The organism is Gaiella occulta (genome assembly GCF_003351045.1).
Taxonomy (GTDB): domain Bacteria; phylum Actinomycetota; class Thermoleophilia; order Gaiellales; family Gaiellaceae; genus Gaiella; species Gaiella occulta.
The window spans coordinates 602034-624042 of sequence record NZ_QQZY01000001.1 but is presented as its reverse complement, the minus strand read 5'-3'; the positions used below and the strand labels follow the sequence as shown (position 1 = coordinate 624042).

Here is a 22009-nt window from a genome sequence, read left to right as displayed (position 1 = left end):
AGCTAGAACGTGATCACCTCGTAGCCGTCGTGGACGAGCGAGCGCAGGCTCGGGTGTCCCTTGTGGTCGCGCAGCAGCGGGAATCCGATCTGCTCCAGCTCGTCGCGCACCTCGAACGCACCGGCGCAGTAGTGGCATGCGCCCGCGACCTTGTCGCGCACGCGCTCGAACGTCTCGTGCAGGCGATGGTCGGGCTGCGAAAGCTCCGCCGCCCAGCGGACACCGGCGCCGTCGAAGATGATCGTCACGTCGTCGCCGTGCTCGCGGAGCTCCTCCGCGGCGGAGAGCGCGTTGACGAGCCGTCCCATGTCCCCGTGCGTCTCGATGTCCGCGAGCACGACGATCGCTGCCTTGTCCATCGGGATCTCCCTTCCTCGCTGTATGGATGTGGTGACGCTTCCTCAGACGGCGCCGGAGACCGCCGCGATTCCAGGGCAGGGAGAGCGGGCGGGAGGAACGCGAATCCCGCGGACCGCAGGCGGGTCGAAGCAACCATGATCCCGCAGAGCCCAGGCGAGAGCGAGCGCCTTCGCGAAGCCGCCGCCGCACGGCGCGATCTCGCCTGCGGTCGCTGCGGCTACGGGATCAGCTCCCTGCTCGCCCGGCTTCCCCGCTGCCCCATGTGCGGCGCACGCAGCTGGCACGACCGCGCGACCAGGCGAGGCGAATCTCCAGCCGCCGGTGCGGGTCGGAGCGAGTGATGCCTCCCCGCGCATACGGATCCTGCACCGGCGCTCTCGGCGCGGATGACGTCGAGTGGCGCGACGAGGAAGAGATCCTCGCCCGCACCCTCCTCCGACTCGGCACGCTGAGACGGCGGGGGTGCGAGGAGCCCGACTGCGTCGTCCTCGCCGGCCGCCTCGACGTCGGCCTCGACGACGCGATCGGGCTCATCGAACGCGGATGCCCTCCGGGGCTCGCGGTACGGATCCTCGTGTGAGCGCAGCACATCCGGGGCGGCGCCGCGGCCGGCGATGATGGACGGACGGGGGGCGATCCCGACGATCGCGGCGGGCTCGGTGCCCTGGCTGTCGGTCGAGCAGATGCGCGAGATCGACCGCATGATGATGGACGACGTTGGCATCTCGCTGGTGCGGATGATGGAGAACGCCGGCCGCAACCTGGCCCAGCTCGCCCGCCGTCTGGTCGGAGGTGACGCCCGCGGCCGCTCCATCCTGGTGCTGGCCGGCCCGGGCGGAACCGGAGGCGGAGGCCTGGTCGCCGCCCGCCATCTGGCAGTCGCCGGCGCGCGGGTGACGATCGCGCTCGCCGCCGCCCCGGAGCGCTTCGCGCCGGTGCCGGCCGAGCAGCTCGAGATCGCGCGGCGGCTGTCGATCCCGATCCACGATCGTGCGACCAGAGCGCTCGGCGACCCCGATCTCGTCGTCGACGCCCTGCCCGGCTACAGCCAGCGAGGCGACCCCTACGGCGAGGCGGCAGCGCTCATCCGCTGGAGCTCCGGTCGCCGGCTGCTCGCCCTCGACGTCCCCTCCGGACTCGAGCTCGCAAGCGGCCGGCTGCGCGCGCCCGCCGTCGCGGCAGAGGCGACGATGACGCTCGCGGCTGCGAAGACGGGCCTCGCCGAGCCCGACGCAGCCGCGGCAGTCGGGAGGCTGTTCCTCGCGGACATCTCCGTGCCGGCTCTCGCGTACGAGCGCCTGGGGCTGCGATACGAGACGCCGTTCGGAGCCGGACCGCTGCTCGATGTCCGGGGCACGGGGTTCGACAGAAGGTGAAACGGCGCCGCGGTGAGTGTTCGCGGCCCGCTCCGCGACCTGCCGGATCGCCCACGACCGGCTCCGCCCCGCTACACGCCGAGCAGGTGCTCGACGAGGAGCTGATCGAGCCGCTCGTTCGCGTAGCCGCGTGCGGCGAGCGCGTCGAGGTCGAACTCCTCCTCCCGCAGCAGCGCCGCCGCCTCGGCGCTGTAGCGGCCGACCGTCTCGCGCCCGAGGTCGGGCGCGCCGGCCGCCGCCAGCGCCTCCGCCACGCGGGGATCCGCGGCGAACGCCTTCGCCTTCTCGGCCAGGATGAGGTACGTCCGCATGCAACCCGCGGCGAAGTCCCACACGCCGTCGGCGTCCTCCATGCGCAGCGCGTGCGCGTCGAAGTGACGCGGCCCTTCGTAGCCCGACTCCTCGAGCAGCCGCACGAGCAGGAACGCCTCCTTGACGTCCTCCTGGCCGAAGCGGAGATCCTGGTCGTAGCGCCCGATCCGCTGCGCGTTGAGGTCGATGTGGAACAGCTTGCCCACCCACAGCGCCTGGGCGACCGCGTGGCAGAAGTTGAGCCCCGCCATCGTCTCGTGCGCCACCTCCGGATTGACGCCCACCATCTCCGGGTAGTCGAGTTGCTCGATGAACGCGAGCGCATGACCGACCGTGGCGAGGAACACGTCACCGCGCGGCTCGTTCGGCTTCGGCTCGAGCGCGAAGCGCAACGGGTAGCCCTGGTCGCGCACGTAGCCGCAGAGGAAGTTGATCGCCTCGCGGTAGCGCTCGAGCGCGTCGATCGCCGACTTCGCCGCCCCGGACTCGGTGCCCTCGCGGCCGCCCCAGAACACGTACACGGGTGCTCCCAGCTCGGCCCCGAGGTCGATCGAGCGCATCGCCTTCTGGATCGCGAAGCGGCGCACGCCCGGGTCGTTCGACGTGAAGGCGCCGTCCTTGAAGACGGGGTGCGTGAACAGGTTCGTCGTCGCCATCGTCACGCGCACGCCGCTCTCGTCGAGCGCCCGGCGGAAGCGCGCCACGATCCTGTCGCGCTCGTCCGCCGCGGCGCCGAGGGGCACGAGGTCGTTGTCGTGCAGGCTGACACCGTAGGCGCCGAGCTCGCCCAGCTTGCGAACGCTGTCGCAGGGGTCGAGCGGCGCGCGCGTCGGCTCGCCGAACGGGTCGCGCCCCACGTTCCCGACCGTCCACAGGCCGAAGGAGAAGCGGTGCTCGGGACGTGGCTCGTAGCTCATGGGCGGGCTCCTGGATCGGGGGACAGGCCGACGAGCTCGAGTCTACGCCGGGGCAGAGAGCAGCGCCTGCGCGACACGCTCGCCGACGACGACCGCCGGCACGTTCGTGTTCGCGCGCGGCGCCGCCGGCATCAGCGAGCAGTCGGCCACGGAGACGCGCTCGAGGCCGCGCACGCACCCGCGGCCATCGCAGACGGCGAGCGGGTCGCCGTCCGCGCCCATCGCGCAGGTGCCGACCGGATGGTAGTAGTGGCCGACGACGCGCGGCACGACCTCGCGCAGGTCGGCGGCGGGCCCGGGGGCGATCTCGTCGCGAAGCAGCGAGCGCAGCGGCTCGGTCGCCGCGAGCTCGCGCACGCGCTCGATCCCCTCGACGAGCACCGCGAGGTCGGCTCCCTCCGCGTCGGAGAGGTAGCCGTGCTCGAGACGGGGCAGCGCTTCCGGGTCGGCGCTCGTCAGCGTCAGCCGCCCGCGCGAGCGCACTTCCATGACGCCGACGGCCAGCAGCATGCGTCCCGCGAGCAGGCTGTGCTCGTGGGCGGCGACCGGCATCACGTGCAGGTCGAAGAGGCCGGCGGCGCGGCTCGAGCGCAGCTTGCCGAGCGACTGCTCCTCGGGCGTGAAGCGCACGGCAGCCGACGCGCGCAGCGCCGCGCGCAGGGCATCGGAGCCGGCGAACTCGAGCTCGACGACCGGATGGTCGTGGAGATTGCGGCCCACGCCCGGCAGCGCGAGCGTCGGCTCGATGCCGAGCGCTCGCAAGGCGCCGGGGTCGCCGACGCCCGAGCGCAGCAGGATCGCGGGCGACCCGTAGGTGCCCGCGGCCAGCACGACGCGGCCGGCGCGCACGCGCACCTCCTCCCCATGCCTGCGGGCATGCAGCTCCACCTCGTCGCCGAGGTCGACGAGCCGGTCGCACAGCGTCTCGTCGAGGATGCGCAGCCGCGGGCGCCCGCGCACCGGGTCGAGGTACGCGAACGCCGCGTTGACGCGCACGCCGCCCTCGATGTTGACCGGCTCGAGCCCGAAGCCGACGCCGCCGTCGAGGTCGTCCAGGTCGTCCGCGCGGGGAAGCCCGAGCGCGGCCGCGGCATCGAGGCACGCGCGATGGAACGGCCCGACCTCGTCCTCCCTGTAGTGCCTCACGCGCAGCCGCTCGAGAGCGCGGGCGAACAACGGCCGCAGCGCGTCGGCGCTCCATGCCTCCTCGCCCGCCAGGGCGGCCCAGGCGTCGTAGTCGTCGGGACAGCCGACGGCGACGATGCAGCCGTTGTGCGACGAGCAGCCACCGACGACACGGGCGCGCGGGAACGCGATCGGATCGCGACCCGGCAGGTCTCCGCTCGCGTAGCCCCAGTCGTGCGAGGTGACGAGGGCGCCGCCGTCGAGCAGGTCGGCGGGCCAGCGGCCGCTCTCCTGCGGCCCGTAGTCGGGGCCCGCCTCGAGGAGGAGCACGTCGACGCCCACCGCGGCGAGGCGGCCGGCGACGACGCACCCCCCGGATCCCGCGCCGACCACGGCGACGTCGCATTCGAGCGTGCTCATCGACGGGAGTATCCCCGCCGCGGCGGCTGCATGCCGACGACGTCCGCCCTCCGACCCGCGTAGGCTTTCCCCGATGGCCCGGCCGCACCCCGCCCCCTCGGGCCGCACCCGCGTGCGCCGCGTACACGAGAACGCGCGCTACGACCGCGCCACGATCGACGAGATCCTCGACGCCGCGCTCGTCTGCCACCTCGGCTTCGAGCGGCACGGGCAGCCGTTCGTGATCCCGACCTTGCACGCGCGGATCGGTGACCGGCTCTACGTCCACGGCTCGGCGGCGAGCCGCACCGTGCGCGCCGTCTCGGAGGGCATCCCCGCCTGCGCCACGGTCACGCTCGTGGACGGCATCGTGCTCGCACGCTCCGTGTTCGAGCACTCGATCAACTACCGCTCCGTCGTCGTGCTCGGCACCGCCGCCCCCGTGGTCGACGCCGACGAGAAGAACGCCGTCCTGCAGGCGTTCACCGAGAAGCTGCTGCCCGGCCGCTGGGCGGACGCACGCCGGCCGACGCGGAAGGAGCTGAGGGCGACGGGGGTGCTGTCGCTCCCGCTCGACGAGGCGTCGGCGAAGGTGCGCAGCGGCCCGCCCGACGACGGCGCGTCGCCCGACGCGGAGCTCGCCGTGTGGGCCGGCGTGATCCCGCTCGCGACGAAGGCGCTCGCGCCGGTCCCCGATCCTCTGCTGCGGCCGGGGATCCCCGTTCCCGCCTACGCCCGCCGCTACCGCCGCAACGGCCTCACGGACTTCGTGTGAGGTGATCCTTCTGTCGAAGACAAGGCCACCCGGCGGGTAGGCTCGGAGGGTGGACTTCGACACCGTCGTGATGAAGTTCGGCGGCTCCTCGGTCGCCGATCCAGAGAAGGTGAAGCACGTCGCGCAGCGCCTGGTCGCGGCCAGGGAGCGCGGGTTGCGCGTCGTCGGCACCGTGTCGGCGATGGGGAGGACGACCGACGGCCTCATCGATCTCGCCCACCAGGTGTCGCCGCACCCGGACGGCCGCGAGCTCGACATGCTCCTCTCCACCGGGGAGCGCATCGCCTGCGCGCTCGTCGCGATGGCGATTCACGATCTCGGCCAGGAAGCGGTGTCGCTGACCGGGTCGCAGGCAGGGATCCTCACCGACAGCGTGCACACGAAGGCGAAGATCCGCGAGATCCGCGCCGAACGCGTCCGTGAGGCGCTCGACGGCGGCAAGATCGTCCTCGTCGCCGGCTTCCAGGGCTTCTCGCGCGAGACGATGGACGTGACGACGCTCGGTCGCGGCGGCACCGACGCGACCGCGGTCGCGCTCGCGGCCGCCCTCGGCGCCGCCTGCGAGATCTACTCCGACGTGCCCGGCGTGTTCACCGCCGATCCGCGCATCGTCCCGGGCGCGCGCAAGCTGCCGGCGATCTCCTACGAGGAGATGCTCGAGATGTCCGCCTCCGGCGCGAAGGTGCTGATGCTCCGCGCGGTGGAGCTCGCCCGCAACCACGGTGTCCGCATCCACGCACGCTCGACCTTCTCGGACGAGGAGGGGACATGGGTCCAGGAAGGAGACGAGATGGAACAGCCGATCGTTTCGGCCGTGACGCACTCGGAGAACGACGTCGTGTTCACGCTCACCGGCATCCCCGACCGCCCCGGCGTGGCGGCGATGATCTTCGACGTCGTGGCGGCAGCCCAGGTGAACGTCGACACGATCATCCAGAACGTCGTGCACGGCAACGCGGAGATGTCGTTCTCTGTGCCGGCGGAGGACGTGCCGGCCACGCGCGGCGCGCTCGAGAGCACGCGGGCCGAGCTCGGCCCGTTCGCCGTCGAGGAGAACCACGACCTCGGCAAGGTGTCGCTGATCGGCGCCGGCATGCGCTCGCATCCCGGCGTCGCCGCGAGGATGTTCCGCACCCTCGCCGAGAACGGCATCAACCTGCAGATGATCTCGACGTCGCCGATCAAGATCTCCTGCATGATCGCCCGCGGCGAGATCCCCGCCGCCGTGCGCGCCCTGCACGACGCGTTCGAGCTCGAGAGCGCGCCCGTCGCCGAATGACGCCTTCCTCGCGCCCGCGGGGAAGGCACGCGCGCGTGACCGCCGAAACAGGCGGGGAATGGATCTCTCCCACCGCACCGTGCAGGCGCTGACGACCGGCGCCGTCGGCCTCGCCCTCGTGCTCGCCGTGCGCTGGACGCTCGGGCATGCCTTCGCGCGCTACGAGCGCCGCCTCGCCACCCGCGACCCCGGCGGCGCCTCGAGACGGCGGACGACCTACGGCTTCCTGCAGCGGATGATCGTGGCGGTCGCCGCCGCGATCGCGATCTGGAACGTTCTCACGCTCTACGACGCGACCGCGCAGATCGGCAAGGCGCTGCTCGCCTCGAGCGCCGTGCTCGCCGTCTTCGCGGGCCTCGCCTTCAACACGCCGCTCTCCAACCTCGGCTCGGGCATGCTCGTCGCGTTCACGCAGCCGTTGCGCCTCGGCGACCGCGTCACGGTCGTCGACCAGACCGGGTTCGTGGAGGAGATCAACCTGATCTACACGACGCTCGTCACCGACGAGGCCCGGCGCGTGTTCATCCCCAACAGCCAGCTGACGAGCACGACGATCGTCAATCGCACGATCCGCGACCCGCGCCGGGCGATCGGCGCCCAGTTCCCCGTCACGCTCGGAACGCCGATCGACGAGGCCCGTGACGCCCTCCGCGAGGCGATCGCCGCGATTCCCGGCACGAACGGCGCCGACGCGCGCGTGCTCGTCGGGCAGATCGGCGAGCGGCTCGTCTGGCTCGACGCGACCACCTTCGCGCCGCTCGACGCCGACGTCGCCGCCCTCGCGAGCGAGGTCCGGCAGATGGGCCTCACCGTGCTGCGCGAGCGGGGCTTCCTGCCTGCTTGAGCGGGGCGGACGGCGCGGATGCGAGGCCGGGACGGGGGTGTCTCTCCGGCGGAGACACCCCGGCGCCGCACCCGATCGCTACATGCAGTCCCGCAGCGCCTGCGCCTCGGGCAGGCCTTCGAGCTTCTTGAGCGTGTTGTTCTCGATCTGCCGGATGCGCTCGCGCGTGACGCCGAAGGCACGGCCCACCTCCTCGAGCGTGCACGGCTGCGTGCCGCAGAGGCCGAAGCGGAGCTCGATCACCTTCCGCTCCCGCTCGGGCAGCGACGCGAGCGCCAGCTCGATGTCCTCCCGCCGCAGCGACAACGACGCCGTGTCGAACGGCGACTCGGCCTGCTCGTCCGGCACGAAGTCGCCGAGCGAGGAGTCCTCCTCCTCGCCGATCGGCTTCTCGAGCGAGACCGGCAGCTGCGCCATGCGCAGGATCTCGCGCACCTCGTCCGTCGTCATGTCGAGCTCCTCGGCGATCTCCTCCGGCTTCGGCTCGCGGCCGAGGCGCTGGACGAGCTGCCGCTCGATGTGCACGACCTTGTTCAGCTTCTCGACCATGTGCACCGGGATGCGGATCGTGCGCGCCTTGTCGGCGATCGCACGGGTCACCGCCTGCCGGATCCACCAGGTCGCGTAGGTGGAGAACTTGTACCCCTTGCGGTAGTCGAACTTCTCGACGGCGCGGATGAGCCCCAGCGAGCCCTCCTGGATGAGATCGAGGAACGACAGCCCGCGGCCGAGATAGCCCTTGGCGATCGACACGACGAGGCGCAGGTTGGCCTCGGTCATGTGCTGCTTGGCGGCCATGTCGCCGCGCTCGATCCGCTTCGCGAGCGAGACCTCCTGGTCGGCGGTGAGCAGCGGCACCTTGCCGATCTCACGCAGGTAGAGCCGCAGCGAGTCGAGCGACGGCTCGACCGTGAGGTCGAGCTTCGGCGCGGTCGCCTTCTCGTCCTCCACCGGCGCGGGCTCGTGCGGCAGACGCTTGTGCTGCTCGCCCTCGACGAGCTCGATCGAGTGGTCGATCAGATAGGTCGTGAAGTCCTCCAACTGCTCCTTCGTCAGCTCCACGTCCTCGACGGCGCTGACGATCTCGTCGTAGGTGAGGAACCCCTTCTCCTGCCCCTGCTCGACGAGCTTGTGGAGTTCCTCGACGTCTGGAAGAGCGATCTCGACGGAGAGCATGGACCTCGGCTTTCTCCTCGTAGGTTGACGAAGACTGCCCTGCGAACCGTGCGTATGAACCCTGAGGCCGGACTCCCCTGACCGGCCCAACCCCTTGCAGGCGCCGAATCCTATACGCGACATCGGCCTTTGTGAACACGGATCTCAGGAACGTGTCTCGAGGCCCCCCACCCGCTCCCCGTGGCTGTTCTCGAGACTGACGACGCCGATGTCGCCGCTGTCGACACCAAGCCGCGCGAGGAACGCGGCGAGCGCCGGCCGGATCGCCCGGAAGGCGCCGTCCTCCACCTTCAGCGCCACCCCGAGGCCGTCCGCGGAGGCCGCGCAGAAGAGCCCCTCCGCCCCGCCCTTTGCGACCCATCCGTCGAGGGACGAGATCACCATCGCGTCGGCGGCGCCGGGGCCCCGCAGCAGCGCAGGGTGTGCCCGCATCGCGCGTATCACGCGCTCGCCCCCGTCCAGCTGCGGAAGCCGCGAGAACAGATGGGCGCAGCGGTCGAGCGGCAACGCGAAGGTGACGACGCCGCAGCCGTCGGTGCCCGTCGGGATCGACGCCGGGTCGACCTGCGCCGCGGCGGCGACCTCCTCCAGCAGCGCCCGCTGCAGCGGATGAGCGGGCAGGCGGTACCCCGCGCTCGGCCAGTCGCGGGCGCGGCAGAGCGCGAGGAAGCCCGCGTGCTTGCCAGAGCAGTTGTGCTCGATCGGCGTCGGCTCGGGCCCGGTCTCGAGCTCGTCCTCCGCGGCGGGAGCGGCGGCGAGCAGGCGGCGCACCGCCGCGAGCTGCTCGGGCCGCGCGAGGTGCGAGGCGCAGGCGATAGCGATCTCGGCATCGTCCAGGTCGGGCCGGGCGCGGACGAGCGGCAGCGCCTGGATCGGCTTCGCGGACGAGCGCAGGAACGTCAGCAGGTGCGGGTCGCCCGCCGACGCCACGACCTGCCCGTTCCGGACGGCCACGGCGTGCACGCGATGGCGGGCCTCGACGACGTCGCCGCGCGTGGCCACTACGCTGATCGGGTCGGCCATTCGCAGGGAGACTACGTCCGATGCCGGAGCTGCCGGAAGTGGAAGCGTGGGTGCGGGAGCTCGACCCGCTCGTCGCACGCGCGCCCGTCGAGAGGGCGGGGCCCGCACACGTCGCGACGCTGAAGACATTCGACCCTCCGCTCGCCGCGCTCGCAGGCCGGCGGCTGCGCGGGGCGCAGCGGCGCGGCAAGAATCTGCTCTTCCCGAGCGAGGACGGAGCGCTCTGGCTCCGCGTCCACCTGATGAGCGCCGGGCGGCTGCGCTATCACCCACCCGGCGCGAAGACGCCGAAGACGCCGGCCTTCCGGCTGCGCTTCGCCGACGGAGGCGAGCTCGTGCTCACCGAGGCGGGTAAGAAGAAGCGGGCGGGGGTGTGGCTGCTCACAGGCGCCGGGCTCGAGGCGGAGCTCGCGCACCTCGGGCCGGACGCGCTCGGCATCGGCGCCGGGCGTCTCGGCGCCGTGCTGCGGCGCGAGCGCCGGCAGCTGCACCCGCTGCTGCGCGACCAGCGCGCGCTCGCCGGGATCGGCCGCGCCCACGCGAACGAGATCCTCTGGCTGGCCCGGCTTTCCCCCTTCAAGCTCTCCGTCGACCTGTCGCACGAGGAGGTGGCGCGGCTCGCAGCGGCGATCGACGACGACCTCGAGCGCGCGCTCGCGCTGCGCCTGACGGGCAAGGGCGACGCCGACGTCTACCGGGTGCACGGCCGCTTCGGCGAGGCCTGCCCGCGCGGCGACGACACGCTGCGCCGGGTCGACTTCGAGGAGCACACGATCACCTACTGTCCGACCTGCCAGACCGGAGGCAGGGAGCTGAAGGACCGGCGGCTGTCACGGCTCCTGCGCTAGTGCCGCGCGATGCAAGACGCACTACCATCGCCTGGGCAGGCCCGCGAGCAACGAGCCTGCAGCAGTCGCCGGCAGCGTCGATGACATCCCTCGCACCCCCAGCCAGCACGCATCCGCTCGCGCGCGAAGCGCTCGTCGCATCCGGGCTCGCCGCGGCGGTGGCGGCGGCCCTCGCCTGGCTCGGGCCACCCGGAAGCGACGTCGCCGCGCACGTGTATCAGGCCGCGCTCTACCAGAAGCACGGCTTCGAGCTCTGGAACAACTTCTGGTACGAGGGGCGCTACAGCTTCGTCACCTACAGCCTTCTCTACTACCCCGCCGCCGCGCTGCTCGGGATCCGCCTCCTCGCGGTGGCGAGCATCGCCACGGCGGCTCTCGCCTTCACGGTCGTCGCGGCACGGGAATGGGGCCCTGCATCCCGCTGGTCGAACCGGTCGTTCGCAGTGGTCTGGGCGGGCGTCGTGCTGTCGGGGGCGTTCCCCTTCGCGCTCGGCGCCGCGCTCGCCCTGCTCGCCCTGTGGTCGCTGCAGTCGCGCGCCCGGGTGCGGTTCGCCCTGCTCACCGCCCTCTGCTTCGCCGCGAGCCCGGTGGCGTTCATCCTGCTCGTCGTGCTGCTCGCGGCCGTCGCGCTCGCGCGGGCGCCCAAGCGCGACGACCTCGTCCTTCCCGCCGTCACCGTCTCCGCGATCGGGGTCGTCGAGCTCGTCCTCTGGCGCGTGTTCCCGGGAGGCGGTCGCTTCCCGTTCTCGATCGAGGAGCTCGCCGCTGCCTGCGCCTTCTGCCTCCTCGGCATGGCTCTGACCTGGCGCGTGCCCGCGGCTCGCGTCCTGCGCTGGATCTACGTGGTCTACCTGCCCGTCCTGATCGCGGCCTTCCTCGTCCCGTCGAGCCTGGGCGAGAACATCGCCCGCCTTCGATTTGCCGCCGTCCCGCTTGCGATCCTCACGCTGTCTCTGCGCCGCTGGCGTCCCTTCCCGCTCGCTGCCGTCGCCTTCGTGCTCGCGCTGTCGTGGAACGTCGCGCCGCTGGCGGCAAGCTACGCCAAGGGAGCTTCCGACCCCGCCGCGGATGCCCGCTACTGGACTCCTGCCGTCGCCTTCCTCCAGACGAACCTCGATCCGTCGTACCGCGTCGAGGTCGTCGACACGGCCGGGCACTGGGCAGCCGCCTACCTCCCCGCGGCGGGCATCCCCATCACCCGCGGCTGGTTCCGGCAGGAGGACTTCCCGCGCAACAGCGTGCTCTACGACGACGAGCTCGGGCCCCGCTCCTACGTCGGCTGGCTGCGGCGGATGGCCGTCCGCTACGTCGTTCTGCCCGACGCTCCGCTCGACTACAGCGCCAAGGGCGAGGCACGGCTCCTTGCCGGCGGCCGCTCGGGCCTGCGCCCGGTCTTCCGCTCCGCCCACATCACCGTGTACGCCGTCCCGTCGCCGCGGGAGCTCGTCACCGGGCCCGGCGCCGCGCACGTTCTCCGCTTCGACCACACGCGCCTGACCTTTTCGGTGGGCCGCCGCGGCCGCTACCGCATCGCGACGAGCTGGTCGCCGTACTGGCGTGTCTCGCGCGGCTGCATCGAGCGCGGGAGCGACGGGATGACCGTTCTCGACGCGCCGCGCGCCGGCACCGTCACGATGCGCTTCATGCTCGGCGCGGCACCGGCGCTGGCGACGCTCGCCGGACGTCCCGTCCGCAGCTGCGCGACGTAGGGCGGCACGATCTCTCATGGGCCCAGAGAGCGGCGCAGCCGAGCGCGCCCCACACGAGCTCGTCGACCGGCGAATCGTTGACGACGAGCGAGACGGCAAGACCCGCGACGACGGCGGCCACCGGCGCCGAGAGCGGAGACCGGGTGGCGAGCACGGCGAGCGCCGCGATCCCGAGCGCGCAGAGGAGCGCCGCGTGCCAGGAGGCCGTAGCGCCGCCCCACGTCACGTGCAAGCGCCGCCAGAAGTCGTCCAGCAGCGTCGATGGGCCGGCGGCGAGGGCACGCGTGACGTGGCTCGATCCACCAGACAGCGCATCGACGGCGACGAGGGCGGCCGCCGCGGCGCCTCCGGCGACCGCCGCGAGGGCGACGCGAGCGCCGCTCACGGACGTTCGGCGCTGCCGCGTCGCGGGCACCGCCAGCGCCGCGAGAAGGACGAGGACGCCGCCGCCGTCGGCGCCCGCACGGCTCCAGCCGACGGTCACGAGCCCGAGCAGGCCGATGCAGACGAACCATCGTCGCGATACCGCGGCAGCCGCGAGCGCGGGGGCCAGCAGGAGCGTCTCGACCTGGTTCGTGACACCGTAGAACCGCACGCCGCCGTCGGGATGCGGGCCGATCGCGGCGAGCGCGTTCGTCTCGGGCGCCGACGCCAGCAGCGCGAGGAAGGCGGCGAGGAAGAGCGCGATCAGCGGTGCGAAGAGACGCTCCGAGCAGGCGCCTGCAAGCGCCGCCGCCCCGCCGCCCGCGGCGATGAGCAGCCCCACCGCCGCCGGAGCCCGGACAGCCGCGAAGGAGAGCAGGAGCGCGACGGAGATCGCCGCCGGCGCCGCGAGGAGCGCCGCCCGCGAGATCGCAGGCGAGCGGGTGACGATCGCCGCCGCCGCCAGGGCACCGAGCACCATGGCCAGCGCCACCGTCGCCGGCCCGCGGGAATCGTGCGCGCGCGTCATGCGGCGGTCGAGGGCGGCGACCTCGGCAGCCGTCCCCGACATCCGGAATGCGATCGGCGGCGGAGTGCCGCGCGCGAGGGCGAGCGCCGTCGGCGCGATGTCGGCGATCGACACGAGCCCGTCGATACGGGTCGAGCGCGAGACCAGGATGCCGCGGTAACCGCCCCCGACGATCGCCAGCGGATAGCGAACGACGTTGTGGTGCCGTCCGGGCGGAGGGAGCGAGACGTAGATCGTGACCTCGCTCGGCGCTGACGACAGGCGGATACGCGGCGCTTCGCCGGTATCACCCGCGAACGACGAGAAGCTGCGCCCCGTGACGAGCGACCGCACGGCACCCGCACGGGTGACTGTTGCGCCCGCAGCCGGCACGAGGAGCCCGACCGCGCCGCCGGCCGCGTGGGACGAGACGGCGGCGGGCGGCACGACGACGACGGCCACACGCGACGACCGCGCCGCCGGCGCCAGCAGGAGGGCTGCCGCCGCGACCGTGACCGCGACGAGCATCGGAGGCCAGGAGCGCCCGCGAGCGTCCACCACCGGCGTCAAATCCGGATCACAGGTGAGATGAGGAGCGTCGTCCACGCGGCGGCACGCAGTCCGCAGACGATAGCCGTGCCGCGGACGGCGCTGACGCAGGCAGGCGCGAGCCTGCGGCGACCACGGCGGAGGTGAGCACGACGATGACGATCCAGGCGGGCCGTGCCGAGGGCACGAGCATCATCGGCAGCTCCGTCGTCGACCAGCCGCGCTTCACGACCTGCTCGAGCCATGCGTCCTGGACGGCGTTCGCGGTCCCGTAGACGAGCAGGAAGGCGAGATACACGCCGAGGCAGGCCCTGAGCCGCCGGTGCCGCAGGTGCGGGACGGCCCGCGACAGCAGAAGGGCGGAAAGCGCCAGCAGGACGCCGTCCATGCCGTGGTGATGGCCGTCGTGCACCGCCGGATGGAGGCCCGGCCGACCCGGCTGCCGCGCGAGGACATCGGTCTGGAAGATCCAGCCGAGCACCGGCACGCGGTCGAGCGCGAGGCCGAGATCGGCCGCCAGCCACGGCAGGGCGACGACGACGAGCGCCGCCGCGCCGGCCAGGCGCACCCTGTCTCCCGGCTCGCGCCCGAGCGGCCCGAGCCCTCCGCGCGCGGCGGCGACGATCGTCAGCCCGAGCGTCAGCGCCACTCCGAGCGCCGCGAGCGCCCTCGCCGGGGGCGTGTCGAGCCCGCTCTCGTCGAGGGCGCCCGGCCAGACGATCGCGACGGCCAGCGCCGCGCCCGCGGCGGCGGCGAACGCCGTCGCCCTGCGGCCGGCCCGGTCTGCGACGATCGCGAGGATGGCAGCGGCGGCGAGCCCGACGGGGAAGCCCACGAACGCGAGCGTCCGCCCCGCGCCTGCCGCGATCCCGCCGCTGCGGACGTGGTAGAGCTCGCGCACGGGGATGCGCGTGTACGTCACGAGCACCTCGACGCCGACCGCGAGCATGACGGCCCACACGACAGCGGCGTCGGCAAGGCCCGTCCGCGCCGAACGCGGCGCCTCGGGTCTTCGGGACCTGTCGTTCACGCGGTCACGCCGCGGTCGCCGGGAATCGCGATCCAGACGTCGGCGCCACCGAGCGGGTTGTTGGTCGCGTGCGCGGTTCCGCCGTGCGCGCGCGCGACGACCTCCACGATGGCGAGGCCGAGGCCGGCACCGCCCCGCTCGCGCGCCTCGCTGGCCCGGCTGAAGCGCTCGAACGCACGCGGGAGATAGGCCGCCGGAAATCCGGGGCCGTCGTCGCCGACGTGCAGCTCGACGGCATCCTCGACGCGCCGCGCGGCCAGGCGCACGGTGCCGCGCCCGTGGCGCAGCGCGTTGTCGACCAGGTTGCCGAGCGCCTGCTCGAGCCGCAACGGGTCGGCGCGGACGGCGAGGCGAGGGGAGTCGACGCTGACCGTGCGCCCGGCGAGCGCGGCCCTGTCCGCGAACCGGGCCGCGACGCCCTCGAGCACGTCGGCCGCGTCCACCGCCTGGACGCGCAGCGGGAGGCGCCCGTCATCCGAGCGTGCCAGCACCAGCATGTCCTCTGCGAGCTGCCACAGCCTGTCCGTCTCGTCCGCCGCCGAGTGCAGCGCCGCGTGCATCTCGTCGGCGCTGCGCGTGCGCCGCAGGGCGAGCTCGAGCTCGGTCTTCAGCGACGCGAGCGGGGTGCGCAGCTCGTGGCTCGCGTCGGCGACGAACGTGCGCTCACGCCGGATGGTCTGCTCGAGGCGCTCGAGCATGGCGTTCAGCGTCTCTCCGAGACGCCGGATCTCGTCGTCCGAGGCGGGCACGGGCAGCCGCGCCGACGGATCGGAGCCGGAGATGAGCGACGCGCGCGACCGCATCGACTCGACGGGAGCGAGCGCGGCGGCCGCGATCCCGTAGCCGGCGAGCGACGCCAGCAGGAGCGCGACCGGCCCACCGATCACGAACTGGCGCACGAGCCCACGGAGAGCCTCGTCCCGCGCCTCCAACGAGGCTCCCACGATGACGACGAGGCGCCGATCCTGCGCCGTGATCGGCGTTGCCAGCAGTCGCGAGGGGCTGTCGACAGGTCCGCGTGGGCCGATGTCGAAGAGCGACGGTCGCGCCTGCGCGCGCGCGCGCTGGGCAGGGGTCAGCAACGGGGTACCTCCGAGCCTGCGCGTCGCATCGACGATGCGCCCCTGTCGATCGACGACCTGCGCGAATCGCTCGCCCTGGTCGGACAGCGGGGCGACGTCGCCCTCACGCAGGCCCGAGTCCGACTGCAGGACGAGGGCGGCGACATCGTCGGCACGCGATCGCAGGCTCGCGTCGAGCGCCTGATCGAGCGCGGAGCGGAGGCGCACGTAGACGAAGAGGCCGGTCGCGGTGAGGACGATCGCCATCACGACGGCGAACGCCAGCGTGAGGCGCAGCCTGATCGGCAGGCGAGACAGCGCTCTCATGCTCAGGCGCTGCGCCCGCCGTCGGCGCGCAGCCGGTAGCCCGCGCCGCGAACCGTCTCGATCGATCGCACGCGGAAGGGCCGGTCGATCTTCTCGCGCAGGTAGCGGACGTAGACGTCGATGATGTTCGAGCGGTTCTCGTAGCTGTAGTCCCACGCGTGCTCGAGCAGGTCGAAGCGAGACACCACCTGGCCGGGCCGGCGCATCAGTATCTCGAGCAGCGCGAACTCCTTCTGCGACAGGTCGATCTCCTTCTCCCCGCGCCATACCTGGTGCGATCGAGGATCGAGCCTGAGGTCACCGACCTCGATCACGGGCGGCTGCTCGACGGGCCCTCTCCGCGCGAGCGCCCGCAGGCGGGCGAGCAACTCGGCGAACGCGAACGGCTTCGTGAGGTAGTCGTCCGCGCCCGTGTCGAGGCCGGCGATCCTGTCCTCGACGGCGTCCCGTGCGGTGAGCATCAGAACGGGCGACCACACGCCGGCCTGACGGAGACGGCGGCAGACCTCGAAGCCGTCGATGCCCGGCAGCATGACGTCGAGCACGATCGCGTCGTACTCGGTGGCACTCGCCATCCAGATCGCGTCCTCACCCCTCGCGGCCACGTCCGCCGCATATCCCTCCTCGAGCAGGCCGCGCCTGATCAATCCGGCCATTTTCACGTCGTCTTCGACGATCAGGGCTCTCATGCGTTCACCATCGCCATCCTCCATGAGAACAGGATGAGAGATCCCGGCAGCTCGTGGGCGATCCGTCCACCGCCGCTCATGCCGCGTTCAGGCCCAGATCACGACGCGGGCGGGCAGCAGGTACGCGACGATCGCCAGCGCGGCGAAGCGCGACGCGCGGTCCGACTCGATCGCGCCGAGCGCGACGGGCCAGACCGCGTACCACGGCAGGAGCCACGGGTTCGCCGCCACGACCACACACGCCGCGAGGCCGAGACTCGCCCGGCCCGCGAGCACCGAGCGGACGAGGGCGACGGCGACCGCGACCGCGGCCGCCGCCACGAGGACGGCCGCCGGCGCCGAGGGGATGCCGACCTGATGGAGCCGCCGCGCGAGGCTGTAGTGGGTCTGCGCCTCCGCCGCCCGCGCAAGCGGAGCGACCACGCGAACCCAGTCGAGGCCGTAGCGCCACGTGGCGGCGAACGCCAGCACGACCGCCGTCGCGGCGAAGGCGGCGAGCCCCGACGGCTCTCCGCGCCGCCGCGCCGCCAGGGCCGAGAGAGCGTAGAGAGGCGCCGGGATCCACTTTATCGCCGCGGCGCCCGCCCACAGGAGCGCTCCCAGCCGGGGGCGTCCACGGCTGGTCACGGCGAGCCCCGCGAGGACGAGCACCATCATCGTGGCGTCGTTGTGCCCCCCTCCGGCGAAGTGGACGGCGAGGAGCGGATTCCAGCCCACGAACGCGGCGGCGCGATCGGGACGGCTGGAGACGGCCGCCGCCAGACCCATCAGCGCGAGCACGGACGCCGCGGCGATGAAGCGGTAGAGACGTGCCGCGGCCGCGGGATCGTCGCCGGCCACACGGGCAACGGCACGTGCGAGCCCGGCGAAGACGGGCCCGTAGACGGAAGGCGTCTCTCGCCACCCGCCCGCAACGGCCGCCACGACCGGATCCGATGCGAAAGCAGCGGGTCTGTCCGCGTAGGGATTGCCGCCGAGCGCCTCGTCGATGCGCCCGTACGCGGCGTAGCTGCGAACGTCCGCGGAGAGGAGCAGCGGCCCGGCGAGGGGCACGAGCTGGATCGCGACCCCGAGCGCGAGAACGATCGACAGCCGCGCGCGGCGGCTCTCGAGCAGCAGGGCGGCGCAGGCGTAGGCGGCGAAGGCCGCAGCGAGCGCCGCGAGGAAGACCCGGCCTCCCGGCGACATCCCCGGCCCGGGGGCGGCCGTCCCGATCGCGGTAGCGACGAGCGCGAGGACCGCCGTCCCGAGCGCCGGCACGAGCGCCGGGCGAGCCGACGCACTGCGTGCTGTCGCGTTGCCGAGCGCGCCGGTGCCGATTGCCACGCATGGTGTCGTATCAGCGAAGGCCCGTTCATGTCGTGTTCAGGCGCGTCGGCGCCGGCACCTTCAAGATCACGACGATGCTGAGGTCGTGCACGTCCCGGGTCGCGCGCGCCCCGGTCGGACTCCTGCTGGCGCTGACGATGCTCGGAGGGTTCGCCGCTGTGGCCCGGGCGGCCGTGCCACGGTCGGCGATCGTGACGATCTCTTCTGTCCGCTCGCCCAGGGGCGTCCTCGTCACGAGCGGCGGGTGGCCGTACTGCGAGCAGGCTCGGCCGCTCGCGCGACGCGCCCGGCTCGCTCTCGTGTGCGGCGGCTACGCGAAAGACGGGTACAGAGGGCGCAAGCTCCGTCACCTCCGGTGGCTCGACTGGGGGAACGCCGCCTACCTGGACGAGCTCGCCGCCCGCGTCGCCGCCGTCCACCGCAGGATCGGCGGGATGCTCGTTTTCGCCGGCGTCTCCTACTCGGGCTACGGCGTCGCCGTGCTCGCGGCACGCCACCCGGAGCTGCGCCCCGACCTCGTCGTCGTCGTCGACTCGTATCTCGATCTCGCCGCACGCCGGGCGCACCTGCCTGCCGGCCACGAGACCGCGCGCGAGATCGACCGCGAGACCGGTGGCACGCCGGCGGCGCTGGCCCGGCGCAGCCCGAACGTCGACGGCCTCGCACGGCTCGTTCGCGACGGGACCAAGCTCGTCGTCGTCTGGAGCGTGGCGGACGGCGAGCGGAGAGAGTTCCGTGGAGCGACGTGCGACGCAACGGCGAACGCCGCTCCGCTCGCGGCCGTCGCCCGCAGAGCAGGGCGACCGGTCGACGGCTGGGTGACAAGGAGCCGGCACGGCGCCACGTTCTGGCGCTACGGATCACGCCTCGTCCTGGGCGCAACCGTCGGCACGAAGGTGACCTTCACGCCGAACGGCGCGATACCGAAGAATGCGGTTTGCTCATGAGTGGCCGCCCGCGTGGCCGGTGGGTTGCCGGCGCCGCCATGGCTGCGACTCTGGTCGCCTCTGCACCACTCCACGCAGAGCCTGCCGCGGCACCCACGCCGAACGGACCGGTCTACGGAGCCCTGCCGGGCGCGCTGCCGCCGGGATTCGCGTACCGATACAACGACACGGGCCGTGGCTGGCCCGTGCGGCCCACCCGAGCGCAGCATCCGATACGCGGCTCGTTCCTCGATCCACGCGGGGCAGACAACGACGGGCTCGGCGGATACCACTTCGGGGTCGACGTCAACGTCGACGACAGGCACCCCGATCCCGGTGCGCCACCCGGTCTCTCTCACCGCGTGTACGCACTCGAGTCCGGCGTCGTCAGCGAGCCCGTGAACGACCCGAAGCGAACGTGTGGCAACCGGCGCCTCGACATCGGCCACTTCGCCTACTGGCACACATCGCCGACCGTCCACGTCGGGCAACGCGTTCGCGCACGGCAGCAGATCGGCTGGACGTGCGCGGGCGAGTGGCACGTGCACGTGTCCGAGTGGCAGATCTACCGGGGCGTACGCGTGTGGGTGAACCCACTCCATCGCGGCGGCAAGCTCGTCCCGCTCGCCGACACGTTGGCACCCGTCGTGCAGGAGCTGCGCTTCCGGACGCCGCCCCAGACCCCGTGGAACCCGACCGTCGATCTCGCGCAGCCGGATTCGTCGACCGCGCTCCTGCCCTCGCGGCTGCACGGATCCATCGAGGTGCGCGCCCGTATCGGCGATCCGCAGTCGTTCCTGGGCTTCCTCGCCGCGAATCCGTCATGGGCCGCGCTCCATCATCCGTACCGCGTCTCGATCGAGATCCGCAACGCCGCGAGCGGCCGCGTCGTCGTGCGCCGCACCAGCTTCCAGTCCGATCAGCTCCCGCAGGCGCCGTACCTCGTCCACTACGCCCCCGGCACACGCGAGTACTCCTCGGTGAGCGAATGCGTCGGCCCACCGCCTGCGCCCGACTGCAGCGGCCGCTACTGGTTCCGGCCCCTGTCGCGCTTCCGCCAGGAGTTCTGGGACACGCGTCGCGGCCCGAACGGCGCCTACGTCGTCGTCGTCCGCGCATCCGACCTCGCGGGAAACGTCGGCGAGCGCCGTCAACGGGTGGTCGTCGCGAATTGACCGCAGGCGGCACCCGATGAGCAAACGGTGGCTCGTCGGCATAGCCACGGTCGCCGCTGCCGCCGCGGCCGCGCTGGCGGTCGGCGCGGCTCATCGCGGCGGCGGCTCGGCGGCTCCTCGGCGGCCGCCGCTCCACGCGATCGACGAGCGGGGCCACCTATCGACGTTCCGCCGCTCGTACGAGGACCTCCTCGCAGACAGGGCGGGCCTCGTGCGCCGCCTCGCGATCCCCTACGTCGCCGACGACGGCGCGCGCCGCACCGCGTACGTCGTGCTCCCACGCTGGTACGGACCACGCAGGCACCCGCCGATCCCGCTCGTCATCTCACCCCACGGCCGCGGCGTCTCCGCGGTCGCCAACCTGCGCTTCTGGCGCTCGCTGCCCGCCTTCGGCCCGTTCGCGCTCGTCAGCCCGGAGGGGCAGGGGCGCCGGCTCGTCCTCTACTCGTGGGGCTGGAAGGGGCAGATCGACGATCTCGCCCGCATGCCGAGCATCCTCTCGAGCGCGCTCCCGTGGCTGCGCATCGACCGCAAGCGGATCTACGCGGTGGGCAGCAGCATGGGGGGCCAGGAGACCCTCCTGCTCGTCGCCCGCCACCCGACGCTCCTCGCCGGAGCGGTAGCGCTCGACTCGGCCACCGACATGGCGGCGCGCTATCGCGCCTTCGCGCGGCTGCCCGGAGGCGTCCGGCTGCAGCGGCTCGCGCGCGAGGAGATCGGGGGGACGCCGTGGAGCGTGCCGCGCGCCTACGCGGAACGAAGCCCTTCCTCGTGGGCGGCGGATATCGCGCGCTCGGGCGTGCCGCTGCAGATCTGGTGGAGCACGCGCGATCGGATCGTGACGGGCCAGAAGGACGAGTCGGGGCGCCTCTTCCGCGCGATCGAGCGCGCACGTCCGCGCGCCCCCGTGACCCAGTACGTCGGCGCGTGGGCGCACAGCAGGGAGTTCCATGATACCGCCAGGCTGCCCCTCGCGCTCGTCCGCCTCCATCTCATCGAGCTGAGCGAGGAGCCCCCTGCGGGCGCTCTTCCGTGAACGCGGGCATCGGCCGGCACCCCGTCAGCGGTCGGCGAGCTCGCTCACGCACACCGAGCGCAGTCCCGCCCGCTCGGCGCGATCGAGGATCGAGGGAAGCGCCGCGACCGTCTGCTCTCTCGAGGCGCCGCCGCCAGACCCGTCGCCGTCGTGGAGGAGGATGACGGCGCCGGGAGCGAGGAGATCGACGACGCGGCCGGCGATGACCTGCGAGCCCGGCCGCGAGGTGTCGAAGACCGCGCCGTCCCAGGCGCAGACCTGGTATCCCCGCCGCTGCACGGTGCGCACGAGCCACGGGCTGCGCACCCCGTGCGGGGCCCGGAAGAGCCGCGCCGGCGGTGACCCGGTCGCGGCACGGACCGCGTGCTCCGTTCGTGCCAGCTGGCGGCGCACCTCGCGCGGCGGCGCGAATGCGAGAAGCCGATGGTCGTCTCCGTGGCTTGCGAGCTCGTGGCCGTCGTCGAGGAGGGCGCAGGCGAGCTCCGGGTACTGCTCGACGGCGCGGCCGAGAACGAAGAACGTCGCCCGGTGCCCGCGGTCGGCCAGGATGCGGCTGATGCGCGGCGTGAAGCGCGGGTCGGGGCCGTCGTCGAAGGTGAGGGCGAACAGGCCCGCGTCGCGGCGCATCCGCGCAACACGGCCGAAGAGGGACGAGCGCTCGCTGAACGTGCCGCCGAGGTAGGCCCCTGCGAGCGCCGCCGCCGCGAGCGACGCCCGTCCGCGGCGAGCCCGGGCCGCGTCGAGCGCCGCGCCGGCCGCGACGATCCCGGCCGCGACGGCGCCACACCCGGCCCACGTCTGTCGCTTGTCCAC

At 73.0% G+C, this 22009-nt stretch carries 21 protein-coding genes; 10 read left to right on the top strand and 11 right to left on the bottom strand.

Annotation, left to right across the window (positions count from 1 at the left end; translation table 11 throughout):
* Positions 1 to 2: 2 nt before the first annotated feature.
* Positions 3 to 359: a DsrE family protein gene (locus Gocc_RS03190; protein WP_114795051.1), complete on the bottom strand. Its 357-nt coding sequence runs from the start codon at positions 357 to 359 to the stop codon at positions 3 to 5.
* Between the two features lie 341 nt (positions 360 to 700).
* Between Gocc_RS03190 and Gocc_RS03185 the strand changes: the two genes are divergently transcribed.
* Both Gocc_RS03185 and Gocc_RS03180 read left to right on the top strand, forming a co-directional pair.
* Positions 701 to 940 (top strand): hypothetical protein, encoded by a 240-nt coding sequence (locus Gocc_RS03185; RefSeq protein ID WP_114795050.1) that lies wholly within the window; start codon positions 701 to 703, stop codon positions 938 to 940.
* Between the two features lie 34 nt (positions 941 to 974).
* Positions 975 to 1736 (top strand): NAD(P)H-hydrate epimerase, encoded by a 762-nt coding sequence (locus tag Gocc_RS03180; RefSeq protein ID WP_114795049.1) that lies wholly within the window; start codon positions 975 to 977, stop codon positions 1734 to 1736.
* 71 nt (positions 1737 to 1807) lie between these two features.
* Here Gocc_RS03180 and xylA read toward each other — a convergent pair whose 3' ends face one another.
* Complete coding sequence (gene xylA, locus Gocc_RS03175; RefSeq protein ID WP_114795048.1) at positions 1808 to 2965, bottom strand: xylose isomerase; 1158 nt, start codon at positions 2963 to 2965, stop codon at positions 1808 to 1810.
* A 42-nt stretch (positions 2966 to 3007) separates the two neighbouring features.
* Positions 3008 to 4510, bottom strand: coding sequence for a GMC family oxidoreductase (locus Gocc_RS03170; protein WP_114795047.1), 1503 nt, complete (start codon positions 4508 to 4510; stop codon positions 3008 to 3010).
* Positions 4511 to 4583: 73 nt separating this feature from the next.
* Between Gocc_RS03170 and Gocc_RS03165 the strand changes: the two genes are divergently transcribed.
* The 3 genes from Gocc_RS03165 (at position 4584) to Gocc_RS03155 (ending at position 7387) form a co-directional block, all read left to right on the top strand.
* Positions 4584 to 5264, top strand: coding sequence for a pyridoxamine 5'-phosphate oxidase family protein (locus Gocc_RS03165; protein ID WP_114795046.1), 681 nt, complete (start codon positions 4584 to 4586; stop codon positions 5262 to 5264).
* Between the two features lie 70 nt (positions 5265 to 5334).
* Entirely contained in the window at positions 5335 to 6543 is a 1209-nt protein-coding gene (locus Gocc_RS03160) for an aspartate kinase (RefSeq protein WP_114795167.1), read from the top strand.
* 58 nt (positions 6544 to 6601) lie between these two features.
* Positions 6602 to 7387: a mechanosensitive ion channel family protein gene (locus Gocc_RS03155; RefSeq protein WP_114795045.1), complete on the top strand. Its 786-nt coding sequence runs from the start codon at positions 6602 to 6604 to the stop codon at positions 7385 to 7387.
* Positions 7388 to 7465: 78 nt separating this feature from the next.
* Here Gocc_RS03155 and Gocc_RS03150 read toward each other — a convergent pair whose 3' ends face one another.
* Entirely contained in the window at positions 7466 to 8563 is a 1098-nt protein-coding gene (locus Gocc_RS03150) for a sigma-70 family RNA polymerase sigma factor (RefSeq protein WP_114795044.1), read from the bottom strand.
* A gap of 144 nt (positions 8564 to 8707) precedes the next feature.
* Positions 8708 to 9586 carry an asparaginase gene (locus Gocc_RS03145; RefSeq protein WP_181813316.1) on the bottom strand — a complete coding sequence of 293 codons (879 nt, stop codon included), beginning with the start codon at positions 9584 to 9586 and terminating at the stop codon, positions 8708 to 8710.
* Between the two features lie 20 nt (positions 9587 to 9606).
* On the opposite strand from Gocc_RS03145, the gene Gocc_RS03140 reads away from it, so the two are divergent.
* Positions 9607 to 10434 carry a DNA-formamidopyrimidine glycosylase family protein gene (locus tag Gocc_RS03140; protein WP_114795043.1) on the top strand — a complete coding sequence of 276 codons (828 nt, stop codon included), beginning with the start codon at positions 9607 to 9609 and terminating at the stop codon, positions 10432 to 10434.
* An 80-nt stretch (positions 10435 to 10514) separates the two neighbouring features.
* Positions 10515 to 12143 (top strand): hypothetical protein, encoded by a 1629-nt coding sequence (locus Gocc_RS03135; RefSeq protein WP_114795042.1) that lies wholly within the window; start codon positions 10515 to 10517, stop codon positions 12141 to 12143.
* Here the strand turns inward: Gocc_RS03135 and Gocc_RS03130 are convergent.
* The 5 genes from Gocc_RS03130 to mptB all read right to left on the bottom strand — a co-directional run bounded on the left by Gocc_RS03130 (position 12076) and on the right by mptB (position 18056).
* Positions 12076 to 13635 carry a hypothetical protein gene (locus tag Gocc_RS03130; RefSeq protein WP_181813315.1) on the bottom strand — a complete coding sequence of 520 codons (1560 nt, stop codon included), beginning with the start codon at positions 13633 to 13635 and terminating at the stop codon, positions 12076 to 12078. The two genes, Gocc_RS03135 and Gocc_RS03130, sit on opposite strands and share 68 nt — an antisense overlap.
* Before the next feature lie 16 nt (positions 13636 to 13651).
* Entirely contained in the window at positions 13652 to 14584 is a 933-nt protein-coding gene (locus Gocc_RS03125; RefSeq protein ID WP_114795040.1) for a hypothetical protein, read from the bottom strand.
* A gap of 65 nt (positions 14585 to 14649) precedes the next feature.
* Positions 14650 to 16041, bottom strand: coding sequence for an ATP-binding protein (locus tag Gocc_RS03120; protein WP_114795039.1), 1392 nt, complete (start codon positions 16039 to 16041; stop codon positions 14650 to 14652).
* 2 nt (positions 16042 to 16043) lie between these two features.
* Positions 16044 to 16730 carry a response regulator transcription factor gene (locus tag Gocc_RS03115; protein ID WP_114795038.1) on the bottom strand — a complete coding sequence of 229 codons (687 nt, stop codon included), beginning with the start codon at positions 16728 to 16730 and terminating at the stop codon, positions 16044 to 16046.
* A gap of 87 nt (positions 16731 to 16817) precedes the next feature.
* Positions 16818 to 18056: a polyprenol phosphomannose-dependent alpha 1,6 mannosyltransferase MptB gene (gene mptB / locus Gocc_RS03110; protein ID WP_114795037.1), complete on the bottom strand. Its 1239-nt coding sequence runs from the start codon at positions 18054 to 18056 to the stop codon at positions 16818 to 16820.
* A gap of 35 nt (positions 18057 to 18091) precedes the next feature.
* Here mptB and Gocc_RS03105 point away from each other — a divergent pair, with 35 nt between their 5' ends.
* From Gocc_RS03105 to Gocc_RS03095, 3 genes are read left to right on the top strand one after another with little or no spacing between them, the layout of a single operon-like run.
* Complete coding sequence (locus Gocc_RS03105) at positions 18092 to 19006, top strand: hypothetical protein (protein ID WP_147281166.1); 915 nt, start codon at positions 18092 to 18094, stop codon at positions 19004 to 19006.
* A 38-nt stretch (positions 19007 to 19044) separates the two neighbouring features.
* Entirely contained in the window at positions 19045 to 20160 is a 1116-nt protein-coding gene (locus Gocc_RS03100) for a M23 family metallopeptidase (RefSeq protein WP_147281165.1), read from the top strand.
* Positions 20161 to 20176: 16 nt separating this feature from the next.
* Entirely contained in the window at positions 20177 to 21196 is a 1020-nt protein-coding gene (locus Gocc_RS03095) for an alpha/beta hydrolase family protein (RefSeq protein WP_114795034.1), read from the top strand.
* 24 nt (positions 21197 to 21220) lie between these two features.
* On the opposite strand, the gene Gocc_RS03090 is transcribed toward Gocc_RS03095, so the two are convergent.
* Positions 21221 to 22009 (bottom strand): polysaccharide deacetylase family protein, encoded by a 789-nt coding sequence (locus tag Gocc_RS03090; RefSeq protein ID WP_114795033.1) that lies wholly within the window; start codon positions 22007 to 22009, stop codon positions 21221 to 21223.